The 25,145-nt window shown below is 68.0% G+C and carries 20 protein-coding genes; 11 read left to right on the top strand and 9 right to left on the bottom strand.

Going from position 1 to position 25,145, the window contains the following annotated elements:
* Nucleotides 1–23 precede the first annotated feature (23 nt).
* The 7 genes from ASE66_RS12130 (at nucleotide 24) to ASE66_RS12100 (ending at nucleotide 9,259) form a co-directional block, all read left to right on the top strand.
* Nucleotides 24–893: a branched-chain amino acid ABC transporter permease gene (locus ASE66_RS12130; protein ID WP_057189843.1), complete on the top strand. Its 870-nt coding sequence runs from the start codon at nucleotides 24–26 to the stop codon at nucleotides 891–893.
* A complete protein-coding gene (locus tag ASE66_RS12125; protein ID WP_057189842.1) occupies nucleotides 890–3,412 on the top strand; it encodes a branched-chain amino acid ABC transporter ATP-binding protein/permease in 2,523 nt (840 codons plus the stop codon). The genes ASE66_RS12130 and ASE66_RS12125 overlap by 4 nt, the downstream gene beginning before the upstream one ends.
* Before the next feature lie 82 nt (nucleotides 3,413–3,494).
* Nucleotides 3,495–4,301, top strand: coding sequence for a shikimate dehydrogenase family protein (locus ASE66_RS12120; RefSeq protein WP_057189841.1), 807 nt, complete (start codon nucleotides 3,495–3,497; stop codon nucleotides 4,299–4,301).
* A gap of 8 nt (nucleotides 4,302–4,309) precedes the next feature.
* Nucleotides 4,310–6,049 (top strand): FAD-dependent oxidoreductase, encoded by a 1,740-nt coding sequence (locus ASE66_RS12115; protein WP_057189840.1) that lies wholly within the window; start codon nucleotides 4,310–4,312, stop codon nucleotides 6,047–6,049.
* Nucleotides 6,046–7,764, top strand: coding sequence for an FAD-dependent oxidoreductase (locus ASE66_RS12110; RefSeq protein ID WP_057189839.1), 1,719 nt, complete (start codon nucleotides 6,046–6,048; stop codon nucleotides 7,762–7,764). The genes ASE66_RS12115 and ASE66_RS12110 overlap by 4 nt, the downstream gene beginning before the upstream one ends.
* A 21-nt stretch (nucleotides 7,765–7,785) precedes the next feature.
* Nucleotides 7,786–8,400: an NIPSNAP family protein gene (locus ASE66_RS12105; RefSeq protein ID WP_057189838.1), complete on the top strand. Its 615-nt coding sequence runs from the start codon at nucleotides 7,786–7,788 to the stop codon at nucleotides 8,398–8,400.
* Nucleotides 8,401–8,413: 13 nt separating this feature from the next.
* Entirely contained in the window at nucleotides 8,414–9,259 is an 846-nt protein-coding gene (locus tag ASE66_RS12100; RefSeq protein ID WP_057189837.1) for a sugar phosphate isomerase/epimerase family protein, read from the top strand.
* A gap of 55 nt (nucleotides 9,260–9,314) precedes the next feature.
* Here ASE66_RS12100 and ASE66_RS12095 read toward each other — a convergent pair whose 3' ends face one another.
* A complete protein-coding gene (locus tag ASE66_RS12095; RefSeq protein ID WP_057189836.1) occupies nucleotides 9,315–10,316 on the bottom strand; it encodes a 4-hydroxyproline epimerase in 1,002 nt (333 codons plus the stop codon).
* A gap of 99 nt (nucleotides 10,317–10,415) precedes the next feature.
* Here ASE66_RS12095 and ASE66_RS12090 point away from each other — a divergent pair, with 99 nt between their 5' ends.
* Nucleotides 10,416–11,450: an Ldh family oxidoreductase gene (locus ASE66_RS12090; protein ID WP_057189835.1), complete on the top strand. Its 1,035-nt coding sequence runs from the start codon at nucleotides 10,416–10,418 to the stop codon at nucleotides 11,448–11,450.
* Between the two features lie 51 nt (nucleotides 11,451–11,501).
* Here the strand turns inward: ASE66_RS12090 and ASE66_RS12085 are convergent, their stop codons facing one another.
* The 7 genes from ASE66_RS12085 to ASE66_RS12055 form a co-directional block, all read right to left on the bottom strand.
* Nucleotides 11,502–12,464 (bottom strand): dihydrodipicolinate synthase family protein, encoded by a 963-nt coding sequence (locus tag ASE66_RS12085; protein ID WP_057189834.1) that lies wholly within the window; start codon nucleotides 12,462–12,464, stop codon nucleotides 11,502–11,504.
* Between the two features lie 285 nt (nucleotides 12,465–12,749).
* The gene (locus ASE66_RS12080; protein WP_057189932.1) at nucleotides 12,750–13,454 is read right to left on the bottom strand and encodes a GntR family transcriptional regulator; all 705 of its coding nucleotides are present in this window, start codon (nucleotides 13,452–13,454) and stop codon (nucleotides 12,750–12,752) included.
* 90 nt (nucleotides 13,455–13,544) lie between these two features.
* Nucleotides 13,545–15,821, bottom strand: a complete 2,277-nt coding sequence (locus ASE66_RS12075) for a glycoside hydrolase family 31 protein (protein WP_057189833.1) — start codon at nucleotides 15,819–15,821, stop codon at nucleotides 13,545–13,547.
* A 16-nt stretch (nucleotides 15,822–15,837) separates the two neighbouring features.
* Nucleotides 15,838–16,908: an ABC transporter ATP-binding protein gene (locus ASE66_RS12070; RefSeq protein WP_413814261.1), complete on the bottom strand. Its 1,071-nt coding sequence runs from the start codon at nucleotides 16,906–16,908 to the stop codon at nucleotides 15,838–15,840.
* Complete coding sequence (locus tag ASE66_RS12065) at nucleotides 16,905–17,957, bottom strand: carbohydrate ABC transporter permease (protein WP_057189831.1); 1,053 nt, start codon at nucleotides 17,955–17,957, stop codon at nucleotides 16,905–16,907. The genes ASE66_RS12070 and ASE66_RS12065 overlap by 4 nt, the downstream gene beginning before the upstream one ends.
* Nucleotides 17,954–18,982 carry a carbohydrate ABC transporter permease gene (locus ASE66_RS12060; protein WP_057189830.1) on the bottom strand — a complete coding sequence of 343 codons (1,029 nt, stop codon included), beginning with the start codon at nucleotides 18,980–18,982 and terminating at the stop codon, nucleotides 17,954–17,956. The genes ASE66_RS12065 and ASE66_RS12060 overlap by 4 nt, the downstream gene beginning before the upstream one ends.
* 5 nt (nucleotides 18,983–18,987) lie before the next feature.
* Nucleotides 18,988–20,265 carry an ABC transporter substrate-binding protein gene (locus ASE66_RS12055; protein ID WP_057189829.1) on the bottom strand — a complete coding sequence of 426 codons (1,278 nt, stop codon included), beginning with the start codon at nucleotides 20,263–20,265 and terminating at the stop codon, nucleotides 18,988–18,990.
* A gap of 258 nt (nucleotides 20,266–20,523) precedes the next feature.
* Here ASE66_RS12055 and ASE66_RS12050 point away from each other — a divergent pair, with 258 nt between their 5' ends.
* The 3 genes from ASE66_RS12050 (at nucleotide 20,524) to ASE66_RS12040 (ending at nucleotide 23,301) form a co-directional block, all read left to right on the top strand.
* On the top strand, nucleotides 20,524–21,561 hold the full coding sequence (locus ASE66_RS12050) for a LacI family DNA-binding transcriptional regulator (RefSeq protein ID WP_057189828.1): 1,038 nt from the start codon (nucleotides 20,524–20,526) through the stop codon (nucleotides 21,559–21,561).
* A complete protein-coding gene (locus ASE66_RS12045) occupies nucleotides 21,558–21,938 on the top strand; it encodes a cupin domain-containing protein (RefSeq protein WP_057189827.1) in 381 nt (126 codons plus the stop codon). Before ASE66_RS12050 ends, ASE66_RS12045 begins: the two co-directional genes overlap by 4 nt.
* Nucleotides 21,939–22,026: 88 nt before the next feature.
* Nucleotides 22,027–23,301, top strand: coding sequence for an NAD(P)/FAD-dependent oxidoreductase (locus ASE66_RS12040; protein ID WP_057189826.1), 1,275 nt, complete (start codon nucleotides 22,027–22,029; stop codon nucleotides 23,299–23,301).
* A 119-nt stretch (nucleotides 23,302–23,420) separates the two neighbouring features.
* Here the strand turns inward: ASE66_RS12040 and pgi are convergent, their stop codons facing one another.
* Nucleotides 23,421–25,049, bottom strand: a complete 1,629-nt coding sequence (gene pgi / locus ASE66_RS12035; protein ID WP_057189825.1) for a glucose-6-phosphate isomerase — start codon at nucleotides 25,047–25,049, stop codon at nucleotides 23,421–23,423.
* Nucleotides 25,050–25,145 lie beyond the last annotated feature (96 nt).

The following is a 25,145-nucleotide window of genomic DNA, read 5'->3' as shown; positions in this document are numbered from 1 at the left end:
CGCGCCCGCTCGAGGAGCGCCCCATGCTCGATATGATCCTGTCCCAGGCCGTGAACGGTCTGGTGTTGGGCTTCCTTTATGTCCTGATCGCCGTCGGTCTCTCGATCATCTTCGGGCTGCTCGGCATCGTGAACTTCGCCCATGGCGCCTTCTTCGCGGTCGGCGCCTATGTCGCCCTGGTGCTGGCGCGCGAATTCGGCTGGTGGGCGGCCCTGCTCGCACCGTTCGTCACCGGCGCGCTCGGCATGCTGGTCGAGATCGTGCTGATCCGCCATCTCTACGGCAAGGAGCCGCTGCTCGGCCTGATCCTGACCTTCGCGCTGGCGCTGCTGTTCGAGGCGGTGCTGCGCATGATCTTCGGCGGCGCGCCGCTGCCGTTCAGCGCGCCACGCTTCCTGTCCGGCTTCGTCGAATACGGGCCGATCCTTCTGACCAAGTACCGGATGTTCGTGCTGGTGGTGACGGTCGCGGCCCTCGTCGCCTTCTGGGCCTTCCTGACCTACACCCCGTTCGGCCGGATCATCCGCGCCGGCTCGCGTGACGCCGAGATGGTCGGCCTGCTCGGCATCAACCTGCCGGTGGTGTTCAGCTTCGTCTTCGGCATCGGCTGCCTGCTCGCCGGCCTCGCCGGGCTGCTCGCCGCGCCGCTCTGGACCGTGACGCCCTCGATGGCAGCGAGCGCGATCATGCCGGCCTTCGTCATCGTCACCATCGGCGGGCTCGGCTCCTATGTCGGCGCAATCATCGCCGGCCTGCTCGTCGGCATCACCATCGCCATGACCATCCAGTTCCAGCCGGAATGGGCGGGGGCGGCGATGTACGTGCTGATGGCGGCGATCCTGCTCGTGCGTCCCCGTGGCCTCTTCGGTGAAAAATGGGAGCGCTTCGAATGAACGCCCGCGGCTTCCTTGCGCATCCCGCCCTCTGGGCCGGTCTCGTCCTCTCCGGCCTGACCCTGCTCTGGCTCGGCCTCGGCGCGCCGATCGGGCTGATCACCCAGATCGCGATCTACACGCTCTACGGCATGGGCGTGAACCTGCTCGTCGGCTATACCGGGCTCGTTCCCTTCGGCGCCTCCGTGTTCTTCGGCTGCGCCAGTTACGCCGCCGCCTTCTTCGTGCTCGGTAAGATCAGCAACGATATCTTCGGCCTCGTGCTCGCCGTGCTGTTCTCGCTGGCACTCGCCTTCGGGCTCGGGGCGCTGATCCTGCGCCGCAAGGGCCTCTATTTCTCGCTGCTGACCCTGGCCTGCTCGCAGATCGCCTTCGAGGTCGCCTTCAAATGGACGGCCGTCACCGGCGGTGAGAACGGGTTGCAGGGCGTCGCCCGCGCCAGCTTTTCCAGCGACCTCTCCTTCCATCTCTTCGTGCTGGCCGCGGTCGTCGCCGGCATCTGCCTGCTCTGGCGCCTGGTGCATTCGCCTTTCGGCCGGGCGCTCCAGGCGGTGCGCGACAATGAGCAGCGCGCCCGCAGCCTCGGCTTCAACGTCTATCTGCTGAGACTCGGCTCCTTCGTCGTCATGGCCGGCTTCGTCGGCTTTTCGGGCGCGCTGCTGACCTTCCTGCTGCAGGGCGTCTACGCCAATAATCTGAGCTGGCAGCATGCCGGCGACGCACTGCTGATGACCGTGCTCGGCGGCGTCCACCATTTCCTCGGCCCGCTCTGGGGCGCGATCACCTTCATCATCATGGAGAACCGGCTCTCGGCGATCACCGAGAACTGGTGGCTGATCTTTGCCCCGGTCCTGATCCTGTTCGCCCTGCTCTCGCCGGAGGGCATCCAGGGCCTGGCCCAGCGCCTCATCGGCAAGCAGCGCTGGACGCTGACCCGGGGCAGCATTCCGCCGCGGCCGGCGGTGATCGAGCCCTATGTCAGCGCCGCCCAGGCGATGGACCCGGACAAGCCGATCCTCGAGACGCGCAAGCTCTCCAAGCAGTTCGGCAGCCTCGTCACCGCCAGGGAGATCGACCTTCAGGTCAAGCCCTTCGTGCTGCACTCGATCATCGGCCCGAACGGCGCCGGCAAGACCACCTTCTACAACATGCTGACCGGCGTGCTGCCGCCCACAAGCGGCCAGGTCTTCTTCGAGGGGCGCGAGGTCACCCGCCTGCCGATGCATGCCCGCGCCCGGCTCGGCATGGGCCGTTCCTTCCAGATCCTCTCGATCTTCCCGAACCTCAGCGTGTTCGAGAATGTCCGCATCGCCGTGCAGGCGCAGCGGATCGGGGCGCGCGGCCTGCTGCGCGACGCCCATGCCGACGAGGCGATCAATGCCCGCTGCTGGTCGATCCTCGACGCGGTCGGCCTCGCCGACCAGGCCGGCGAGCTCGCCCAGGATCTGCCGCACGGCGCCAAGCGACTGCTCGAGATCGGCGTGACGCTGGCGATCGAGGCCAAGCTGCTGCTGCTCGACGAGCCGCTGGCGGGCCTCGCGGAAGCCGACCGCATCGTCGTCGCCGACCTCATCCGCAAGCTCGCCCAGCGCCACGCCGTGCTGCTGATCGAGCACGACATCGACCGGGTGCTGGCGATCTCGAACCGCATCTCCGTGCTGCACCAGGGCAAGGTGATCGCCGACGGCAAGCCGGCCGAGGTCGCCCGCAATCCCGAGGTGATCGCCGCCTATCTCGGCGCCGCCAAGGATGGCGAGCGGGCCTCCACTCCGGCGGTGATGCGCCGCACCGGGGCGACAAGCCCGGTCCTGCTCGACGCCAAGGGCATCGCCGTCGGCTATGGCGGCAGCACCGTGCTCTCCGGGGTCGACCTCACCATTCGCGAGGGCGAGGCGGTGGCGCTGCTCGGCCGCAACGGCGTCGGCAAGACCACGACGCTGCGCGCGCTGACCGGCAGCCTGCCGCTCGACCAGGGCTCGATCAGCTTTGCCGGAACCGACCTTGGCAAGCTCAAGCCTTTCGAGATCAACCGGCTCGGCATCTCGCTGGTGCCCGAAGGACGCCGGCTCTTCCCCAATCTCACCGTCACCGAGAACCTGCTGCTGGCCCAGAGACCAGGCGGCATCACGCTCGAAGAAGCCTTCGCTCTGTTCCCGCGCCTCAAGACACGCCAGGCGGCCAAGGCGGAGAACCTCTCCGGCGGCGAACGCCAGATGGTCGCGATCGCCCGCGCCCTGATGGTGCCGAGCAAGCTCGTGCTGCTCGACGAGCCCTTCGAGGGCCTGGCTCCGGCCGTGGTCAACGAAGTCATGGAAGCGCTGGTGGAACTGCGCGGGCGCGTCGCCATGATCATCGTCGAGCACCATGCCGAGCTCGTGCTGCCGATCGTCGACCGCGCCTATGTGCTGGTCAACGGCCAGGTCGCCTTCGCCGGCGAGGCCGCCCAGCTGGAGCATGACGACGCCCTGCAGGCGCGCCTTCTCGGCGTCGTCGAAACCCAGGACTATCGTGCGGCTTAAAGCATTTTCGAGCGAAGTGGACACCGGTTCGCGTGAAGAAAATGCGCCAAACAAAATCGGCCGCTGCCGGAGGATTTGACAAGTGAGCATCACCATCACCGGCGCGACGCGCCTCAACGTCATCGTCGGCGAGCCGATCGCCCAGGTGAAATCGCCGGCCGGCATGACGGCCGCCTTCGCCGCGCGCGGCCATGACGGCATCGTCGCGCCGGTGCGCGTCGCGCCCGAGCATCTCGACACGTTCCTGAGCGCGCTCGACCATGTCCCGAACTGCGACGGCATCATCGTCACCGTACCCCACAAATTCGCCTGCCATCGCCATTGCGCCAGCGCCACCGAGCGCGGCGACTTCCTCGGCACGGTCAACATCATGCGCCGGCGCCAGGACGGCGCCTGGCATGGCGACATCGTCGACGGGCTCGGCTTCGTGGGCGCGGTCAAGGCCAATGGCGGCGAGCCCGCCGGCAAGCGCGCCCTGCTGGTCGGCGCAGGCGGCGCCGGCTCGGCCATCGCGCTCGCCCTCGTCGATGCCGGTGTCCGCGAGCTCGCCATCCACGATGCCGACGCCGAGCGCCGGGACCGGCTCATCGCCCGCCTCGACGGCCGCAACGGGACGAAGGTCCGGGCCGGCTCGGCCGACCCGAGCGGCTTCGACCTCGTCGCCAACGCCTCGCCCGCCGGCATGAAGCCGGGCGATCCGCTGCCGGTCGAGGCCGACAAGCTCGCGCCCGAGACTTTCGTCGGCTGCGTCATCACGGTTCCGGCGGTGTCGCCGCTGATCGAGGCCGCCCGCAAGCACGGCTGCGCGACCTCGACCGGCACAGACATGTACCAGGCGCTGCAGAGCGCCATGGTCGACTTCCTGCTCGCCGGCGAGCGTATCGGCTGAGGTCCATGATGTTCACGACACTGGCGGCATTGCCGGAACAGACATCCTACGACGTCATCGTCGCCGGCTCCGGCGCCGCCGGCCTCGCTGCGGCCGTCTTCGCCGCGATCGAGGGCCGCTCGGTGCTGGTGGTCGAACGCACCGACCATGTCGGCGGCACCAGCGCCCTCTCCGCCGCCACGACCTGGGTGCCGAACTCGCTGCATGCCGAAAAGGTCGCGACCGGCGATTCCGTCGAGAGGGCCGCCCGCTTCCTCGACGGCGTCGTCGGCAACCATTCCTCGGCGCGGCAGCGCGAAGCCTTCTTGCGCGCTGGGCCGGAAGCGATCGCCACGCTGGAGCAGCGCAGCGCGGTGCATTTCCGCCCCTATGCCACCCATCCCGACTATGAATCGGATGTCGAGGGCTCGACCCTGCGCGGACGCGCGCTCGAACCCATCCCGTTCGACGGGCGCCAGCTCGGCGAGGACCTCCACCGCATACGCCCGCCGATCCCGGAATTCACCCTGTTCGGCGGCATGATGATCGACCGCACCGATATCGGCCATCTGCTCAAGCTGAAGACATCCTGGGCTTCCTTCCGGCACGCGGCCGCCATCCTCGGCCGCTACGGGCTCGACCGTCTCAGCGGCAAGCGTGGCACGCGCCTCGTCATGGGCAATGCGCTGATCGGCGGCCTCCTGCTGACGCTGAAGAAGCATGGCGGCACGGTCCTGCTGAACGCTTCGATCACGCAGCTGCAGACCGGGCCGGACGGCGTCACCGGCGTCGTGGTCGAGCAGGGCGGAACAAAGCACGCGATCGCGGCCCAACTCGGCGTCGTGCTCGCCGCCGGCGGCTTCAACCGCCATCCGCAGCGGCGCGGCGAACTGCTCAACGCGCCGATGCCTGCGCTCAGCCCCGCCGCTCCCGGCCATACCGGCGCGATGCAGGACCTCGCCCTCAAGCTCGGCGCGCGTCTCAGTGAGGGCAGCCTCGACAATGCCTATTGGGCGCCGGTCTCGACACGGAAACGACCGGACGGCAGCATCGCCGTCTTTCCACATTTCGTGCTCGACCGCAGCAAGCCGGGGACCGTCTGCGTCGACCAGACCGGCCGGCGCTTCGTCAACGAATCCACCTCCTACCACCTGTTCAGCCGCGCCATGTTCGAGGCGAACCGGACGCGCCCGACGATTCCCTGCTGGATCGTCACCGATGCCGAGGGCCTGCGCCGCTACGGGCTCGGCATGGTCAGGATGGGCACGCGCGACCTGAAGCCCTTCCTCGCCGACGACTATCTCCTCGAAGGGGCGACCATCGCCGAACTCGCCGGCAAGCTCTCGATCGATCCTGCGACGCTCGCCGACACCATCGCCCGCATGAACGACCATGCCCGCACCGGGATCGATCCGGAGTTCGGGCGCGGCACCACCGATTATCACCGCGTCAACGGCGACGCCTCGCGCGGCTTGCCCAATCCGACGCTCGGTCCGATCGCGAGCGCGCCCTTCTACGCGGTCAAGCTGACGCCGGGCGATATCGGCGCCGCAACCGGCCTCGTCATCGACGAGAACGCGCAGGTGCTCGGCGATGGCGATCGGCCGATCGGCGGGCTCTACGCCTGCGGGAACGAGGCGCAGTCGATCATGGGCGGAACCTATCCGGGGCCCGGCATCACCATCGGCCCGGCCATCACCTTCGCCTGGTGCGCGATCCGCCATGCGCTCGGCCAGCGCGCGCCAGTTGCAGAGCGCGCTGTGGGATGAGCAGCGCCCTGCCCAGCTCCTGTGATCTGCTGGTGATCGGCTCGGGGGCCGGCGGGCTGGCAAGCGCCGTCACCGCCGCCGTGCTCGGCCTCGACGTCGTCGTGATCGAGAAGGAGCGCCATTTCGGCGGCACCACCGCCTGGTCCGGCGGCTGGATGTGGCTGCCGCGCAATCCGCTCGCCCGCGCCGCCGGGATCGACGAGGGCGAGGAGACGATCCGCACCTATCTGCGCCACGAGCTCGGCGAGGGCTATGACGAGCCCTTCGTCACCATGCTGCTGGAGCAGGGGCCGCGCATGGTCGATTTCTTCCGGCGCGAGAGTGTGGTCGACTTCATCGACGGCAACCCGATCCCGGATTTCCACGGCAACTCCCCCGGCGCCGGCACCGGCGGCCGCTCGCTCTGCGCCAAGCCCTTCGACGGGCGCGAGCTCGGGGCGCGGCTGCATGATCTGCGCCCGCCGCTGGCGGAAATCGCGCCCTTCGGCATGAACATCGGCTCGGGCGCCGACCTCCAGCATTTCCTGCATGCGACGCGCCGGCTCCCCTCCTTCCTGCATGTGCTGCGCCGGCTGGCGCGCCATGTCGTCGACCGCGCCAGCCATGGCCGCGGCCTGCATCTGGTCAACGGCAATGCCCTGGTCGCGCGCTTGCTCAAATCTGCCGACGATCTCGGCATCACCCTGCTGAACGAGACCGCGGCGATCGAGCTGCTGCGCGACGGCGAGCGCATCGTCGGCGCCACCGTCGAGAGCGCAGGCCAGCGCCGAACGATCCAGGCGACGCGCGGCGTCGTGCTCGCCACCGGCGGCTTCCCGCATGATCTCGCCCGCAAGGCCGCGCTTTTCCCGCATGCGCCGAGCGGCCGGGAGCATTGGTCGGCAGCGCCCCGCGCCAATACCGGCGACGGCCTCAGGCTCGGCGAGGCGGCGGGCGGGCATGTCGAGACGGACCTGCCGCATGCGGGAGCCTGGGCGCCGGTCTCGCTGGTGCCGAAGCCGGGCCTGGAACCCGGTCGCTTTCCGCATCTGGTCGAGCGTGCCAAGCCGGGCGCACTCATGGTGCGCGGCGACGGCAGGCGCTTCTGCAACGAGGCCGATTCCTATCACGACGTGATGCAGGCCCTCTTCGCCGCGACGCCGGCAGGCGAGCCGGCCGAAGCCTGGCTGATCTGCGACCACCGCTTCCTGCGCCGCTACGGGCTCGGCCGCGTCCGGCCGCGCCCCTTCCCGATCCGGCACTGGCTGGGCAACGGCTATCTCAAGCGCGGCGCGACGATCGCGGAACTTGCTGCGGCCTGCGGCATCGATGCCGCCAGGCTGACCCGGACGTTCGAAACCTACAACGCCGCCGCGGCGGATGGGCGTGATCCGGAATTCGGCCGCGGCGACACCCCCTATAACCGCATCCAGGGCGCGCCGGAGCAAAAGCCCAACCCTTGCGTCGCGCCGCTCGGGCCGGGGCCGTTCTATGCGGTCAGGATCGTGCCCGGCAGCCTCGGCACCTTCGCCGGGCTGAAGACGGATGCGCAGGCACGCGTGCTCGATGCGCGCGATGCGCCGATTCCCGGCCTCTATGCAGTCGGCAACGACATGTCGAGCATGATGGCCGGCCGCTATCCCGCCGGCGGCATCACGCTCGGCCCGGCCATGACCTTCGGCTACGTCGCCGCCCACCATGCCGGCGGCATCCCGCTCGCCAACAACCGTTCCTAATCCCTGCGCCCGGAGACCGCCATGCGCTATGAAATCGCCACCCTCACCGTCCGCCTCGGCAAGGCCGGGGCGGTCGTCGCCGCAATCAATGCCGCGTTGAAAGCGCCCGAGGCGAAGGACCGCCTGCTCGGCTGCTGGACCAGCGAGATCGGCACGCTCAACCAGATCATCCTGCTGCGCGGCTTCGGCGACGAGGCCGAACTCCTGGCCGAGCGCCAGCGCCTGCTCGCCAGCGGCAACCCGTTCGGCGCCGGCGAGGACATCGCCAGGCTCGCCTTCGACAGCTATGCGCCCTTCCCCTTCCTGCCGCCGGTCCAGCCCGGCAAGTTCGGCGCCGTCTACGAGATCCGCAGCTATATGCTGAAGCATGGCGGCGTCCCGGCGACGATCGCGGCCTGGCAGGCGGCCGTGCCGGCGCGCGTCGAGCTCTCCCCGCTCGTCATTGCCATGTACGCGCTCGACGGCCCGCCGCGCTTCACCCATATCTGGCCCTTCGCCAGCCTCGACCAGCGCGCCGCCGTCCGGGCCGACTCCGTCGCCAAGGGCATCTGGCCGCCCAAGGGCGGGCCGGAATGGCTGACCGGCGAGATGTATTCGACGATCGCGCTGCCAACCGCGATCTCGCCGCTCGCCTGAGAGGACGCCCACCATGCCGCTGATGTCGCTCGCCTATCTCACGACCGTGCCGCTGAACCCACCTGACGCGGTCCGGCTCGCCACCGAACTCGGCTACGATGCCGTCGGACTGCGCGCGCTCCCGGCCGCGCCCGGCGGCGACACCAGCCCGCTGATCGAGGATGCCACGCTGCTGGCGCAAACCCGACGCGCCATCGCCGACGGCGTGCCGGTCTTCGACGTCGAGATCGTCAGGCTCGGCGCCGATTTCGACGTCGAGACCGTCAAGCCCTTCCTCGAGGTCTGCGGCGCGCTCGGAGCTCGCGCCGTGCTGGTCGCCGGCGACGATCCCGACGAGGCCCGGCTCACCGCCTCCTTCGCCGCCTTCTGCGAGGCAGCGGCGCCCTATGGCCTCACCGGCGATCTCGAATTCATGCCATGGACGCAGGTGCCGGACGCCAGCACGGCGCTGCGCATCGTCACGGCCGCCGGCCAGGCCAATGGCCGTGTCCTCGTCGATGCGCTGCATGCCGGCCGCTCGCGCACGAGCCTTGCGGACATCGCCGCGATCCCGGCCGCGCGCCTGAGCTATGCCCAGCTCTGCGACGCACCGGCCGAGATTCCGGGCACCACCGAAGGCCTGATCCACACCGCTCGGCAGGCCCGCCTGCTTCCGGGCGAAGGCGGCATCGACCTCGTCGGCATCTTCAGCCAGCTTCCGGCCGAGCTGCCGGTCAGCGTCGAGGTTCCGCACCGCGAACGGTCCGCGCAGCTGGGCATCCGCGAATGGGCCCGCCAGGCGCTAGTGGCGGCGCGAACCACCCTGGCCGCCCGCGATGCGGCGGTGGCCAAGGGCGCTTCGCTGCGGCGGGGCGCATGAGCGTCCACGAGCGAACGCTCAGGCCGGCCAGCGATACGGCCGGCGCGCCTTCGCCTTACTTCACCACGAAGCCGTGCGCGAACGGGTCGCGGTCGTCGATGAAGATGGTGTTGTAGCCGGTCATCCGGGCCCAGCCGGCGATCGAGGGGATGATCGCCTGGCGGTTCGCCACCGTCGTCGCCGCCTCGACCCGTCCCTTGAACAGCGAGCCGATGATCGACTCGTGGACGAACTCGTCGCCGACCGCGAGTTTGCCCTTGGCGGCGAGCTGCGCCATCCGCGCCGAGGTGCCGGTGCCGCAGGGCGAGCGGTCGATCGCCTTCTCGCCATAGAACACGGCGTTGCGGGCATGGGCGCCATCTTGCGTCGCCTTGCCGGTCCACTGGATATGCGACAGCCCCTGGATCTCCGGATGCTCCGGATGGACGAACTCGTACTTTGCGTTCAGCGCCGCCCGCAGCTTCGGCGACCAGCCGACGAGCTCGCCGGCCGTATGATCGGCCATATCCAGGAAGTTCTTCTGCGGCTCGACGATCGCATAGAAATTGCCACCATAGGCGACGTCGACCACGATCTCGCCGAGGCCCTCGACCTCGGCGCTCAGCCCTTCCGCATAAAGGAAGCCCGGCACATTGGTGAGGCGGACCTCCTCGACGAAGCGGCCCTCCTGGCGATAGCTGATGTCGACCTTGCCGGCCGGCGCGTCGATCGAGAGCTTGCCCGGCTCGCGCGGCGTGATCAGCCCGTTCTCGATGCCCATGGTGATCGTGCCGATCGTGCCATGGCCGCACATCGGCAGGCAGCCCGAGGTCTCGATGAACAGCACGCCGACGTCGCAATCGGGCCGTGTCGGCGGGTAGAGGATCGAGCCCGACATCATGTCGTGTCCGCGCGGCTCGAACATCAGGCCGGTACGGATCCAGTCGAACTCGCGCAGGAAATGGGCGCGCTTCTCCAGCATGGTCGCGCCCTCGAGGCGCGGGCCGCCGCCCGAGACCAGCCGGACCGGATTGCCGCAAGTATGACCGTCGATGCAGGAGAAGGTATGGCTGGCCATGGTTCAAAACTTTCCTGAGATGCGCAAAGCCTGCTTGAAGTCGTGTCGGCTTTTTGAATACAGCAAGTATGCAGATTTGCAACGAGCGGGAAGCGCGCCATGAGCGACATGACGATCCTCAGCATGGAGGCGCTGACGCGCCGGATCGAGGCGGTCTTCCGCAAGGGTGGATTGTCGCCGCTTCATGCCGCGGCGCTTGCCCGCGTGATCGCGGCCGGCGAGCGCGACGGCTGCAAGTCGCATGGTGTCTTCCGGGTCGAGGGCTGCCTGCGCACGATCAAGGCCGGCAAGGTCTCGCCCGATGCCGAGCCCGTCTTGCATGACGACGGCTCGGCCGTGCTGCGTGTGGCGGCGGGCGGCGCCTTCTCCTGCGCGGGCTTCGAGCTCGGCGCACCCACCCTCGCCGAGCGTGCCAGGCAGCTTGGCCTCGCTGCTCTGGTCATCAACGACTGCACCCATTTCTCTGCGCTCTGGCCGGAGGTCGAGGCACTCGCGGACATGGGCGTCGCCGCACTGGCGATGTGTCCGAGCTATGCAACCGTCGCGCCTTCAGGCGGAACGGCCGCCCTGCTCGGCACCAATCCGCTCGCCTTCGGCTGGCCGCGCAAGGACGGCCATCCCTACGTCTTCGACTTCGCCACCAGCGTCGCCGCCCGCGGCGAGATCGAATTGCATCGCCGCGCCGGGAAGCCCCTGCCCGAGGGCTGGGCGCTCGACTCCCAGGGCGAGCCGACCACCGATCCGACCGCGGCGCTCGCCGGGGCGATGCTGCCCTTCGGCGGGCACAAGGGCTCGGCGATCTCGACCATGATCGAATTGCTCGCCGGCGTGATGATCGGCGACCTGACCAGCCAGGGCGCGCTCGATTTCCTGGGAACCACGACGCTGGCGCCGCAGCATGGCGAGCTGATCCTGGCGTTCTCGCCGGAGCGCTTCGCCGCCGGACGTCCCGGCGATCCGTTCGCGCGCGCCGAGACATTGTTCGAGGCGATTGCCGGACAGGGCGCGCGCCTGCCATCGCAGCGCCGCTTCAAGGCCCGCGAGGGCTCGCTGGCGGACGGGATCGCCCTGACCGCCGCCGAGATCGAGCAGCTCGACCGACTGGAAGCGCTCGGCCTCGACGCGGTCGCGTGAACAGGAAAAAAGACCCTCCCGTCACCGGGAGGGCCTGTTCCGGATAGTCCCTTAGGCGGCGTGCTTCCTGCTCGCGCCGGCCTGCTTCGACCACTGCGCATACCAGGCGTCGAACAGCTTGAGCTGCGCCTCGACATAGCCGCGCTGGCTCTCGCCGAGCGCGTCGGTCGGGTTGAAGTGCAGGCGATATTCGGCGTCGCCCTTCAGCACCATCATGTGCTTGAAGTAGAGGACGAGGTCCGGCCCTTCGTCGAAGGAGGAGAGCACGGCGAGCGCCGCCTCCAGCTCGAGCGCCAGCCGGCGGGCCTCGACATCACCCTTCGCCGCGGCCTGGCTCAGGCTGACGAGGTGCAGCACTTCCTTCGGCAGCACGCAGCCGATGCCGGTGATCGCGCCGGTCGCGCCGCAGTTGACGAAGCCGTGGAAGACGCAGGTATCGACGCCGATCATCAGCGAGACGTCATCGTCGCGGCTGGTGATGGTCTCGGCGGCGTAGCGCATGTCCGCGGCCCCACCGAACTCCTTGAAGCCGATCAGGTTCGGATGCTCGGCCCGCAGCGCGAAGAACAGGTCTGCGCGCGTGGCGAAGCCGTAATAGGGGCTGTTGTAGATTACCGCCGGCAGACCCGGCGCCGCAGCGAGGATCGCCTTGAAATGGTGGCGCTGCGCCTCGACCACCGAGCCGCGCGAGAGCACGCGCGGGATCACCATCAAGCCCTTCGCACCAACCTCCTGGGCGTGGGCGGCATGGGCAACGGCGGAAGCGGTGTTGACCGCACCGGTCCCAACGATCACCGGTACGCCGGCCTTCACCAGAGCCTCGACGCCCGCCATTCGCTGCGCGTCGGTCAGCAGCGGCCAGTCACCCATCGAGCCGCAATAGACCACGGCCGCCATGCCGGTGGCGATCAGCTCCTTGCCCTTGCGCACCAGCGCCTCGAAATCGGGGCTGCGGTCGGCCTTGCAGGGGGTCATCAGCGCCGGCATGCAGCCGGAAAAAATCTGGGCCTTCATCACGCGCTCCTCGGGCTGGCGATTTCACGGGCGGCGTGTCTCGCTGCCTCGATCGACAGGCATAATACTCTTTGTATTTTATTTGTCCACAAGAAATTTTAACGCGCGAAAGCCCGTCATTCCGGGGCAGGCCGAAGGCCTGAGCCCGCAACCCAGAACCAACGCGTGCGATTGTAAGGCGCGACATCGGCCGCCTCCTTTGGAGACGGCATCGGCTCTGGATTCCTGGCCCTTCGCTTCGCGAAGTCCCGGAATGACGGCTACTTCGATCTCAGAACCGCCTGCTTAAAGCGCCAGCGTCTGGCGGCGGTCGCGGGCGATCAATTGCTGGATCTGCTGGACGATCTGGTCGGCATGGGCCTTGGCCAGCCGGTCGGCGCCCTCGACATCCCGCGCCGCGATCACGGCGATCATCTCCTCATGCTCCGCCACGTAGCGCTGCGGCAGGCGGTCGTCGAAGGAGTAGTAGTAGAGCCGCAGGATGCGCCGGCCTTCGTCGAGCAGGCGGCAGAACAGTCCGGTGTAATAGGGATTGCGCCCGGCTTCCGCGATCGCCGCATGGAAATCGCGGTTGGTAGCGATCATCGCGAGCGCATCCTGCGCTTCGACGGCACCCGCGAAGGCGGCCTGCCGGGCGCGGATGATGTCGAGATCCGCCGCGACATGGAACTCGGCCGCCAGCCGCGTCGTGACGCGATACATCAGCGTGATCGCGTCGAAGAAGGTGTGCAGGTTGAGGAAGTCGATGTTCGACACCACCGTCGAGCGGTTGGGCAGCGTCGTGACCAACCCTTCGCTCGCCAGGCGCACCAGCGCCTCGCGGATCGGCGTTCGCGACATCGACAGCCGCTCGGCGAGCTGGATCTCGTCGATCGGGCTGCCGGGCGGCAGCACGAGGTCGATAATGTCGTCGCGCAGGATGTCGTAGACGAGCTTGACGCCCTCGCCGCGTTTGCGCTCCGCCGGAGCGGCCATGGTCCTGTCTGTCATGTCGAAGCCTCTTGTCGACATGACGAATACAGATTGCACCTAACCGCAGCAACAACGCCGGCCGACAACGGCCGACGCCGTCGACCGGGCTCAGCCGCCGATCTGCCTGATCGCGATCTTATTGAAGCGCGGCTTGGCTTCGCCCTGCTGCTCGATCGCGACTTCGCCATTGTGGACGTGGAAGCGGATCAGCGTCGCGCCGGCACCTTGCCAATCGGCGGTCTCGCCATCGTCCTCGTAGAGTTCGCTGGAGGCGCCCTCAACCACGCCGCAGACCAGGACCTCGCGCTCATCGCTGATCCCGGCGGGATTGCCGAGCGGGATCAGCGCCCCGGCCCGCACGAACAGCGGCAGCCGGCCGAGCGGCGCCGGAACCGTCACGGTGACGCCGCCGGGATAATGCTTGCCGTCATGCCAGTCGTACCAGCCGCCGGCATGCGCGGGCAGATAGACGCTGCGCTCGCGCGCGCCCTCCTCCAGCACCGGCGCGACGAGCACATCCGGGCCGAGCATGAAGACATCGTCGATCGCCACGGCAGCCGCGTCCTGCGGGAAGTCGTAGAGCAGCGGGCGCACCGCCGGGATGCCGTCGCGGCTCGCCCGCCACATCTGCGTATAGAGATAGGGCATCAGCCGGTAGCGCAGCTGGATCGCCTCACGCACCTGCGGGATCACCTCGGGGTGCATCCAGGGCAGGTTGACGACGCCGTCATCGTTCCAGGAGTTCATCACCATGCGCGGCCAGAGCGCGCAGAACTCGTTGAAACGGACGAAGAGCTCAGGGTCCGGCGTCGGGCCGTGGAAGCCGCCGACGTCGTGGCCGATGCTGAACATCCCCGACAGGCTCATGTTGAGCCCCTGGGTCAGGTTGTAGCGCAGCGTCTTCCAGGCGGTTTCGTTGTCGCCCGACCAGGTCTGGGCGTAGCGCGAGATGCCGGCACAGCCGCCGCGCGTGATCGCATATTGCCGCTTGCCCGGCGTCCGTTCGGCTTGCGCCTCGTAGGACAGCTTGGTCATCAGCAAGGGCTGCGCCGGGCGGGCCAGCGCCTGCCGGAACGGCCGCCCGTCGCCGTCGCAGACGGCATCCTCGTCCCAGATTTCGTATTCGTTGTTGTCGTTCCAGACCGTGGTGAAGCCATGGTCGAGCAAGGCCGTCTCGATGCCGGCGCGCCACCAGGCCCGGCCCTTCGGGTTGGTGAAGTCGATATGGAAGCCGAGTCCATCCCAGAACTGCGCCACGGCCGGCTCGCCGGTCTTGGAATCCTTGACCAGGAAGCCCTGGTCCAGCGCTTCCTTGAGGCGCGGATGGTCGTCGAGCAGGCAGGGCTTCAGGTTCGCGACCGTGTGCATGCCGGCCTTGTTCAGCCGCTTCATCGTCACGAGCGGCTCCGGGAACTTCTCGCGATTCCAGTTGAAGGCGTAGCGGCGCTGGCCGATCTGGGTATAGCCCGAGCCGAAATGGAAGCTGTCGCAGGGGATGGCGTGCTTGCGGCACTTGGCGACGAAGTCGCTGATCCTTGCATCGGCATCGGGCGCGTCGGCGATCGCCATCGAGGTGACGCCGAAGCCGAAGGACCAGCGCGGCGCAAAGGCCTGCCCGCCGGTCAGCCAGGAGAAGCGTTTGACCACATCCGGCACGGTCGGGCCGGCCATGACATAGTAGTCGAGATCGCCGTCATCGCCTTTCCAGGAGCGGAACAGGCCGTGATAGTTGTCGAGCGTGCAGCCGAGATCGACGCTGCCGGTCGAGAGGTTGTCGTAGAAGATGCCATGGGCGCCCGCCTTCCCGTCGACGATGAAGAAGGGCAGCATCTTGTAGAGCGGGTCCGACAGTTCGGCGTCGAAGCCACAGGGGTCGACCGCGTCGATGGCGAAGCGCCGCCCGGTTCGGTCGAGCGGGCCGGCCTTGTCGCCCAGCCCGTAATGCCGCTCGGCATAGTGGCGCGCCATGAAATGAGCGAGCGCGCCGGTGCGCGGCGAGATCAGATAGGCCTGGGTCGTGCGATCCTGCAGGAAGGGCACGGCCTCACCCTCGCGCCGCCAGGCGATGCCGAAGGGCGAGAGCGTGATCTCGGCACTGAGGCCGTTGGCCGACAATGTGACCTTGCCGTCGCCTTCGCTGACGCTCGCCTGCGGGCAGGCGAAGCCGGAGAGCTCGTCGCGCGGGCGGCCCTCATAGGCGGGCTCGAGCCCGCCGGGCGCGATCGACCAGCCGCGGTCGAGCCGGTAGCCGTCCTGCGGCTTCAGCGTCACCCGGCCGATATCGCCTTCGAGGATGCGGACGGTGATCGTCGCGCCGAGGCCGACATCGAACAAGGCGGCTTCGCCGTCGCGGCCGAGATAGCGGCCTTGCGTCAGGGCTTTCATGGGATCTCTCTAGTCGTCAGGACCGGACGGCCCGGCCGTTCTCGTCGAACAGGTGCAGATGCTGCTGCGGGAAGGCGAGCGCGACGGCGGCGCCGCGCTGGTGCTCGCTCTGGCCGTCGAGCCGGAGCGTGATCTGCGGCAACCCCGGCGAGGCGCCATAGAGATAGCTCTCGCCACCGAGGCGTTCGACCAGCTCGATGGCGAGCGGCACGCCGGCGCCCGGCGCCGCGAGCGAGAGATGTTCGGGCCTGATGCCGAGCGTAACGGCAGCGCCAGTGGCGAGGCTCCCGGTCTGGCAGGCGACCTCGTGACCGGCCTCGCCGATCGCCACGGCACCCGGCCTGATCACCTTGCCCGGCAGCAGGTTCATGCGCGGCGAGCCGATGAAGCCGGCGACGAACAGGTTGTCGGGCCGGTTATAGAGTTCCAGCGGCGTACCGACCTGCTCGATCCGCCCGCCATGGAGCACGACGATGCGGTGCGCCAGCGTCATCGCCTCGACCTGGTCGTGGGTGACGTAGATCATCGTGCCGCCGATCTCGGCATGCAGCGCGGCGAGCTCCTTGCGGGTGGCGACACGCAGTTCCGCGTCGAGATTGGAAAGCGGCTCGTCGAACAGGAAGATTTTTGGATCGCGCACGATGGCGCGGCCGATGGCGACGCGCTGGCGCTGGCCGCCGGAGAGCGCCTTGGGCTTGCGCTCGAGATAGTCGGTCAGGCGCAGCATCGTGGCGGCGCGCTTCACCCGCTTGTCGATCTCGTCGCGCTTGAAGCCCATGTTTTCCAGCGCGAAGGCCATGTTCGCGTAGACGCTCATATGCGGGTAGAGCGCATAGGACTGGAACACCATGGCGAGCCCGCGCTCGGAGGCCGGCAGCCCGGTGACATCGGCGCCGTCGATCGCGATCGATCCGTCGGTGATCGTCTCCAGCCCGGCGATCGAGCGCAGCAGCGTCGACTTCCCGCAGCCGGAGGGGCCGACGAAGACGACGAATTCGCCGTCGGCGACGTCGAGGTCGATGCCATGCAGCACCGTCGTCGCGCCATAGGCCTTGCGGACGCCGGAGAGGCTCAGTCCCGCCATTATTTCATTCCCGTATTGGCAATGCCGGTGGTGATGAAGCGCTGCAGGAAAACGAAGACGAGCGCGACCGGGAGCAGCGTGACCACCGTCATCGCGAGCAGATAGTGCCACTGCGTCTGCAATTCGCCCTGGAAGGCGTTGAGGCCGATCTGCAGCGTGTAGGCCTCCGTCTTGGTCAGCACGGCGAGTGGCCAGAGGAACTCGTTCCAGCGCCACATGATCGAGAAGATCGCGAGCACTGCGAGCGCCGGCATGGCGAGCGGCATGACGATCCGCCAGTAGATCTGCCACTCCGAGGCCTTGTCCATGCGCGCCGCCTCGATCAGGTCGCGCGGCAAGGTGAGCATGTATTGGCGCAGCAGGAAGACGCCGGTCGGTGTCGCCGCACCCGGCAGGATCACCGCCCAGAGCGAGTTGACCAGGCCGAGTTCGGTGATGACGAGATAGACCGGCACCAGGATGATGGTGATCGGGATCATCAGCGTGCCGATCACCATCAACATCACCGCCGTCTTGCCGCGGAACTCGTAGATCGAGAGCGCATAGGCGGCCATCGAGTTGATCACCAACGTGATCAGCGTCGCGACCACGGTGACGAAGACCGAGTTCCACAAGAAGCGCATGAAGGCGAAGCGCTCCAGCGGCTCGGTATAGTTCTCGGTCGCCAGCTTGAATTCGCGCACCGGCGTGCGCTTGTCGATCGGCACCCGGATGATCTGGCCGGGATTGGCCGGGTCGACCATCTGCGCCTGGATGCCGACGCGGCGGACCTGCGCCAGCACGCGCTTCGAGCCGTCCTCCATCGTGACCTCGAAGAGCGGCAGCGGCTGGGCCTGGCCCTCGATCCGGACCTCCTTCTGCGACATCGGCAGCAGCGAGGGCGGAAATTCGAGCAGGCCGGCCTGCGTCTTGAACGAGGAGAGGCCTAGCCAGAGCACCGGCCCGAACATCAGGACAACGCCGAGCGCGAGATAGGCGTAGGCGGCGATATCCGTCCAGTGCCAGCGGCCGGGATTGCGGCGGGCCACCGCCATGCGGGCGAGCCTGTTCATGCTGCCCCCTTGCGGCGGCTCGCCGCGAGCTGGGCCAATGTCAGCGCAAACAGCACGACGCCGAGCACGACCGAGGCAGCCGCGGCCAGGCCGAAATTCTGGACCTGGTTGGCGAAGGCGGTCTCATAGATGTAGTGCACGACCATCAGCGTCGCGGTGCCCGGGCCGCCGCCGGTCAGGACGAAGACCTCGTCGAAGGTCTGCACGCCGCGGATCAGCGCCAGCACGATCACGACGATCATGTTGGGCCAGAGCAGCGGCAGGGTGATGCGCCAGAACACGCGCCAGCGCGGCGTCGCGTCCATCTCGGCAGCTTCATAGAGATCGGCGGGAATCGCCTGCAGGCCGGCGAGCAGGATCAGCGTGTAGAAGCCCATATGGGCCCAGATCGAGACGAAGACGATCCAGAACATCGCCCAGCTCGGGTCGACCAGGAACAGGATGCGCTCGCCGCCGAGCGAGGTGATCGCGGCATTGAGCAGGCCGTCGCGCTGCAGGATCCACTTCCAGGTCAGCGCCACCACCACCGGCGAGAGCAGCACCGGGAAGAAATAGACGGCGCGGAAGAAGCCGCGCGCCCTGATCTTCATGTTCAGCACCACCGCCGTCAGCAGCGAGAACAGCACCATCGCGGTGACCTGGAAGACGGTGAAGCGAACGGTGTTGGAAACGCCGCGCCAGAAATGGTCCTCGCGACAGGAGGACGGATCGAGGAAGGAGCCGCAATCGAAGAGATAGGCGTATTGCTGCGCCCCGACATAGGGCCGCTCGGATGGGAACAGCCCCGCCCCGCCCGTCACCGAGAAGACGAAGTTGATGATGAGCGGCAGGAAGACGAAGAGCGAGAAGAAAACGAGATTGGGCAGCAGGAAGACATAGGCCATCCGCCGCTCGCCGATCAGCCGCTGCAGAACCTGCATCGGCCAGTCGATCAGCCGCATCAGGGCCGCGAGCGGCGCAGCGAAGAGGCTCGCTGCGCCGGCGCGTTCCAGCTGCGCCGCCGGGATCGGAGCGTCGGAGGCCATAAGCCTTACTTCTTGCGCTCGGCGATCTGCTGGGCGATGTCGGATTCGATCCGCTTATAGGCCTCGTCGAGGCTGCCCTCGCCCGAGATCGCCTGGCCGAGCCGGCTGATCACCGCGTTGAAGATGACACGGTTGCTCGTATAGCCCTGCAATTGATAGGCGACCGGCGAGAGCTGCGCGACCTGGTCGGAGAAGACCTTGAGCGCGGCCTTGGCCGGGGCGCTGGCGCCCTGATAGTCGAGGCCCTTGGCGGCGATGCCGAGATGGCCGGGCACGAACAGCGAGCGGGCGTAGAACTCGCTCAGCACCGGCTCGCTGGCAAGATAGTCCATCACCTTGGCGACGGCTTCCGGGCTCTTGGTCGTCTTGATCGCGACGAGACCGGCCCCGCCCGGCATGCCCGAGCAATTGCCCACGCCGCAGGGCGAGGGAACCGCGATCCAGTCGAAGGCGTCGCCGACGGTCTTGTCGAACTGGGCGATCTGCCAGGAGCCGGAATGGTACATCACGACCTGGGCGTTCTTGAACTCGTCATTGGCGCCGCGATAGGCCGTGCCGGAGACTGAGCCCCAGAGTTCCTTCTTCATCACGCCGGCATTGTGCCAGTCATAGACCAGCTTGGCGCCGCGCTTGAAGCCGTCGTCGATCACCGCCGGCTCGCCCTTGGCGTCGAACACCTTGGCGCCTTCCGAGACGGCGACCGAGAAGAAGCGGTGGCCCGAGCGATCCATCGCCAGCGGGAACGGCGCCTGGACCTTGGCCGCGACGTCCTTGACCGCCTTGCCCCAATCCTCCCAGGTCGCCTTGGCGCCGGGCATGGCGATGCCGGCCTGCTCGAACAGCGTCTTGTTGACGAAGGGGCCGGTGACGGTGAGCTGCGTCATGAAGCCGGTGATCGCCTTGGTGTCGCCTTCGGGCCTCATCCAGGGCAGGAACGGCCCGAAATTCTTCTCCCAATAGGCGGCGTCCTTGAGATGCGGGCGCAGGTCGAGCGCATAGCGGGCGATGCCGCCGAGATCGACGACGCGGGCGATGTCCGGGCCCTGGCCGGAGGCGAGCTGGACGGGCAGGTTCTCGGTGATGGCCTTGTAGGGCACCTGGTCGAGCACGACCTTGATGTCCTTGTTCTGGGCCTCGAAGCGCTTGAGCAGGTCGGTGATGACCTCGCCCTCATTGCCGTCGGAATACCAGGCGATGCGAACCGTGGTCTGGGCTTGCGCGATCCCGCCCATGACGAGGCCGGCCGTCAAGGCGAGCGCCGAAATCCAATGCTTGCTGTGCATGAGCGTTCCATCCCGCTTGAACCGACGCCTCCCGGGGCGCCTTGACTTTCATTTAGGCAAACGTTTGCCTAGCTTGTCAATCCCGAGATGAGCCGGCATCTCTTTGGAGCCGGTTCGCAGGAGCCGGATCCGATCAGGTTGTCCCAACCTGATCGGTGAATCCGTCTCCCACTTTGGAGGGAGAACGCGTAGTCCATTCAGATCGCCGAGCGATCTGAATGGCGCGTGCTCCGGGCGCAGAATCGGGGATGGAGCGCGATGAAGGCCAGGGCCGCAACGGCACAGCAGGGTTCGGTCTCGCTCACCACTGTCGCGCACGACACCGGCGTCTCGATCTCGACGGTGTCACGCATCGTCAACGGCGCGAGCGGACGGGCCTCGCCCGAGACGGTGGCGCGCGTCGAGGAGGCGATCGCGCGGCTGGGCTATCGGCCGAACCCAGTCGGACGGGCGTTGCGCCAGCGCGCCAGCCGGGTCGTGGCGATGCTCTCGCCCAATCTCGACAATCCGGCCATGGCGGCGATCGCGGTCTCGACCGAAGCGGCGCTGCGCGCTGCCGGCTACGTCATGATCCTCTGCGACACGCATGACCGCGCCGAATTGCAGGACGACTACCTCCAGGCGATGCGCGAGCAGTTCGTAGCCGGCTATGTCATGGTCAGCGCGGTGCGCAGCCGCGGCCTCGAGGAGACGTTGCTGCGCGGCGATCCCATGGTCTTCGTCGCGCGCCACAATCCGCTCGGCGGCGGCGCCTATGTCGGCATCGACAACCGCGCCGCCGGGGCCGACGCCGCCGATTTCATGCTGGCGCGGGGAATCGAGCGCCCAGCCGTGCTGATGGCGGCGCAGAACATTTCGAGCACATCGGAGCGGGCCGATGGCTTCGTCGACCGTCTCGTCGCGCGCGGCGTGCCGGCCGATGCCATCCGGCGCGCCAGCGGACCCGGTCTCTCGCATATCGAGATCGGCTACGCCGCTGCCCGCGCGCTCATGCAGGACGGCGGCTGGCCGGAAGGCGCCCTCTGCGTCAGTGACCTGATCGCCTATGGCGCTTACCGGCTCGCAGTCGAGAACGATGTGCCGATCCCGCAGCGCTGCACGCTGGTCGGGGTCGACGGCAACGCCATCAACCACTGGATCGCGCCCTGGCTGACCTCGATCCGCATTCCCTACGAGAGCTTCGGCGGGCATGTCGTCAGTCAGTTGCAGTCGCTCTGGAGCGGCGCGCCGACATCGGAAGTCCGGATCCCACACGAGCCGCCGATGACCGGGCTCGCGCAGAAGGTGAGCGCATGAACCTGCTCGACCACGAGACGCAGCCGCTCGAGCAATGGCGGGAAGGCGTGATGACGCTGATGCGGGTCTCGGCGCTGGTGCGCTCCGCCCAGCTCTGCATCTTCGAGCAGTTCTGCGATCCCGGCCTCGGCGCCCCTATCCATCTCCACGCAGTTGAAGAAGTGCTGGAGGTGATGGCGGGCGAGGCCGAGATCACCTTGCGCGGCGAGAGCCTGATCCTGCGCGCCAACCAGTCGGTGCTCATCCCGGCCGGCGCCCGGCACGGCTTCCGCAATATCGGGAGCGGCATCCTCAAGGTCCGCGCCACCCTCGCCGCGCCGATCTTCGAGGCAAGCTATGACGACCGCGCCGAGCAGTCGCGGCGTTGGGTGCCCTGAAGCAGGTAGGTGCTGAAGGACCGGCTACAGCCCCGGTCCTGCGGCCATGCTACACAGGCTCTCGTTCTGCCGAGGCGAGGGATGATCAATGAGCGAACCGCATCATGTCGTTGTGATCGGTGGTGGCTTCGCCGGCCTCGAGACTGTGCACCGCCTGGCGGGTGGGGATGTGCGCATTACCATCGTCGATCGCCGCAACCACCACCTCTTCCAGCCGCTGCTTTATCAGGTCGCCACCGCCTCGCTCGCGACCTCCGAGATCGCCTGGCCGATCCGCCATCTGTTCCGGCGCCGCAGCGATGTCACCACGTTGCTGGCCGAGGTCACCGGTATCGACACGGCCCTGCGTGAAGTGACGCTCTCGACCGGCGAGACGCTGCGCTACGACACGCTCGTCGTCGCCACCGGCGCGACCCACGCCTATTTCGGCCATGACGACTGGGAGCCCTATGCGCCGGGCCTGAAGACCCTCGAAGACGCGACCACGGTCCGTCGCCGCATCCTGCTCGCCTTCGAGCAGGCCGAAGCGGAAAGCGACGCCGAGCGACGGGCCGCGCTCCTGACCTTCGTCGTCATCGGCGCCGGCCCGACCGGCGTCGAGCTCGCCGGCACGATCGCAGAACTGGCGCACGCCACCCTGCCCGAGGATTTCCGCCGGATCGACACGCGCGAGACGAGGGTCGTGCTGGTCGAAGCCGGTCCGCGCATCCTGCCCGGCTTTGCCGAAGAGCTCTCACGCTATGCTCATGACGCCTTGCAGCGCATCGGCGTCGATATCCGCACAGGCGCGCCGGTCACCGCTTGCAGCAGCAAGGGCGTCTCGATCGGGCCGGAGGAGTTGCCGGCCGCGACAGTGATCTGGGCGGCCGGCGTGCGCGCCTCGCCGGCAGGCGCCTGGCTCGGTGCGCCGGTCGACCGCGCCGGCCGCGTTGAGGTCGAAACCGATCTGACAGCGCCCGGCCATCCGGAGATCTTCGTGGTCGGCGACACGGCGAGCGTGATGGACCAGGACGGCAAGCCGGTTCCCGGCATCGCGCCCGCCGCCAAGCAGCAGGGGCGCCATGTCGCGGCGACGATCAAGCGGCGGCTCGCCGGCGACAAGGCGCCGCGCCCCTTCGCCTACAGCCATGCCGGCAGCCTCGCGACCGTCGGCAAGCGCGTCGCCATCATCGATTTCGGCCGGGTGAAGCTGAAGGGCTGGCTCGCCTGGTGGCTTTGGGGCCTGGCCCACATCTACTTCCTGATCGGCGTGCGCAACCGCGTCAGCGTGGCGCTGAGCTGGCTCTGGATCCATGCCAGGGACCAGCGCAGCGCCCGGCTGATCACCCAGCGTGACGTGAAGCAGCCGGGCGGCGGTTCCTAACGCGCGTCATGCTGGGGCTTGACCCGAGCATCTCAGGCTCGAGGAGGCTCCGGTCGGCACCATCGCGTCCTGAGATTCTCGGGTCTGCGCTGCGCTCCGCCCGAGAATGACGGCCTGGCCTACCGTCCGGTCAGATAGCGCGCCAGCCCCGCCGTCGAGGCGTCGTGCGCATCCGCCGGCGCCTTGCCCTCGATCACCGGCAGCAGCGCCGTTGCCAGCTCCTTGCCGAGCTCGACGCCCCATTGGTCGAAGGCGTTGATGTCGAACACGGCAGCCTCGACGAAGACGCGGTGCTCGTAGAGCGCGATGAGCCGCCCGAGCGTGAAGGGATCGAGCTTGCGATAGGCGATGGTCACGCTCGGCCGGTTGCCGGGGAAGACCTTGTGCGGCGCGAGCTGCTCGACCGACTCAGATGACAGGCCCTGCTCGGCGAGCTGCGCCTTCGCCTCCTCCAGCGTGCGGCCCTTCATCATCGCCTCGCTCTGGGCAAGGCAATTGGCGAGCAGCAGGCGATGCTGATGGGCGAGCTCCGGCTCGTGCCCTTCGGCAGCGACCAGGAACTCGCAAGGGATGATGTCGGTGCCCTGGTGCAGCAACTGGAAGAAAGCGTGCTGGCCATTGGTGCCGGGCTCGCCCCAGACCAGCGGGCCGGTCGGCCGCGTCACCGCCCCGCCCGCCTTGTGCACGCGCTTGCCGTTCGACTCCATGTCGAGCTGCTGCAGATAGGCCGGCAGTCGCGCCAGGCGCTGGTCATAAGGCAGGACGGCACGGGCCGGATAGCCGCAGCTCTCGCGATGCCAGAGTCCGATCAGGGCAAACAGCACTGGCAGGTTCTTAGCCAGCGGCGCGTTTCGGAAATGCTCGTCCATCGCATGGCCACCGGCGAGGAAGGCACGGAAGTCCTCGGGTCCGATCGCGATCATCACCGGCAGGCCGATCGCCGACCAGACCGAATAGCGGCCGCCGACCCAGTCCCAGAAGCCGAAAATCCGGTCGGGCTGGATGCCGAAGGCGGCGACCTTGTCGAGCGCGGTCGAGACCGCGGCGAAGTGCTTGGCCACCGCCGCCTCGCCACACGCCCCCGCGATCCAGCGCCGCGCCGTCGCGGCATTGGTCATGGTCTCGATCGTGGTGAAGGTCTTCGAGGCCACGATCACCAGCGTCCGGGCCGGGTCGAGCTTCGCCAGGGTGTCGGCGATATGGGCGCCGTCGACATTGGAGACGTAATGCAGACGCGGCCCGTCATGATAGGGCGCCAGCGCCAGCGTCGCCATCACCGGGCCGAGATCGGAACCGCCGATGCCGATATTGACGACATCGCTGAAGCGCCCGCCATCGGCCGCCGCGATCGTTCCGCTGCGAATGCCATCGGCGAAAGCGGACATCCGCTCCAGGACCGCGTTCACCTCAGGCATGACGTCGACGCCATCGACCTTGACCGGTCGGCCGGACTGGTTGCGCAGCGCCGTGTGCAGCACGGCGCGGCCTTCCGTCGTGTTGATCGGCTCGCCCGCGAACATCGCGTCGCGCTTGGCTCCGACATCTGCCGCCTCGGCAAGCGCCAGCAGCAGCGCCACCGTCTCAGGCGTCACCGCCGTCTTGGAATAATCGAGCAAGAGGTCGTCGAGCCGGGCCGAGAAGCTGGCAAAGCGCTTGTTGTCGGCCGCGAAGAGCTCGCGCAGATGCTGCGAGACGGTTCGGGTGCGATGCGCGGCAAGATCCGCCCAGGCCTTCTCCAGCACGATCATTCTCCATGGCGATTGCGATCGGCCGCCGCAGCGGCAAGCCGAGGTAGCATATCGATAGCGGCAAGGTCACGGCGGCGAGCGGACGGAGCTGCCATG

Source organism: Allobosea sp. Root483D1, assembly GCF_001429505.1.
In the GTDB taxonomy this organism is placed as follows: domain Bacteria; phylum Pseudomonadota; class Alphaproteobacteria; order Rhizobiales; family Beijerinckiaceae; genus Allobosea.
Note: the sequence above shows the minus strand (reverse complement) of the source record. Positions and strands in the feature narration are given on the sequence as shown.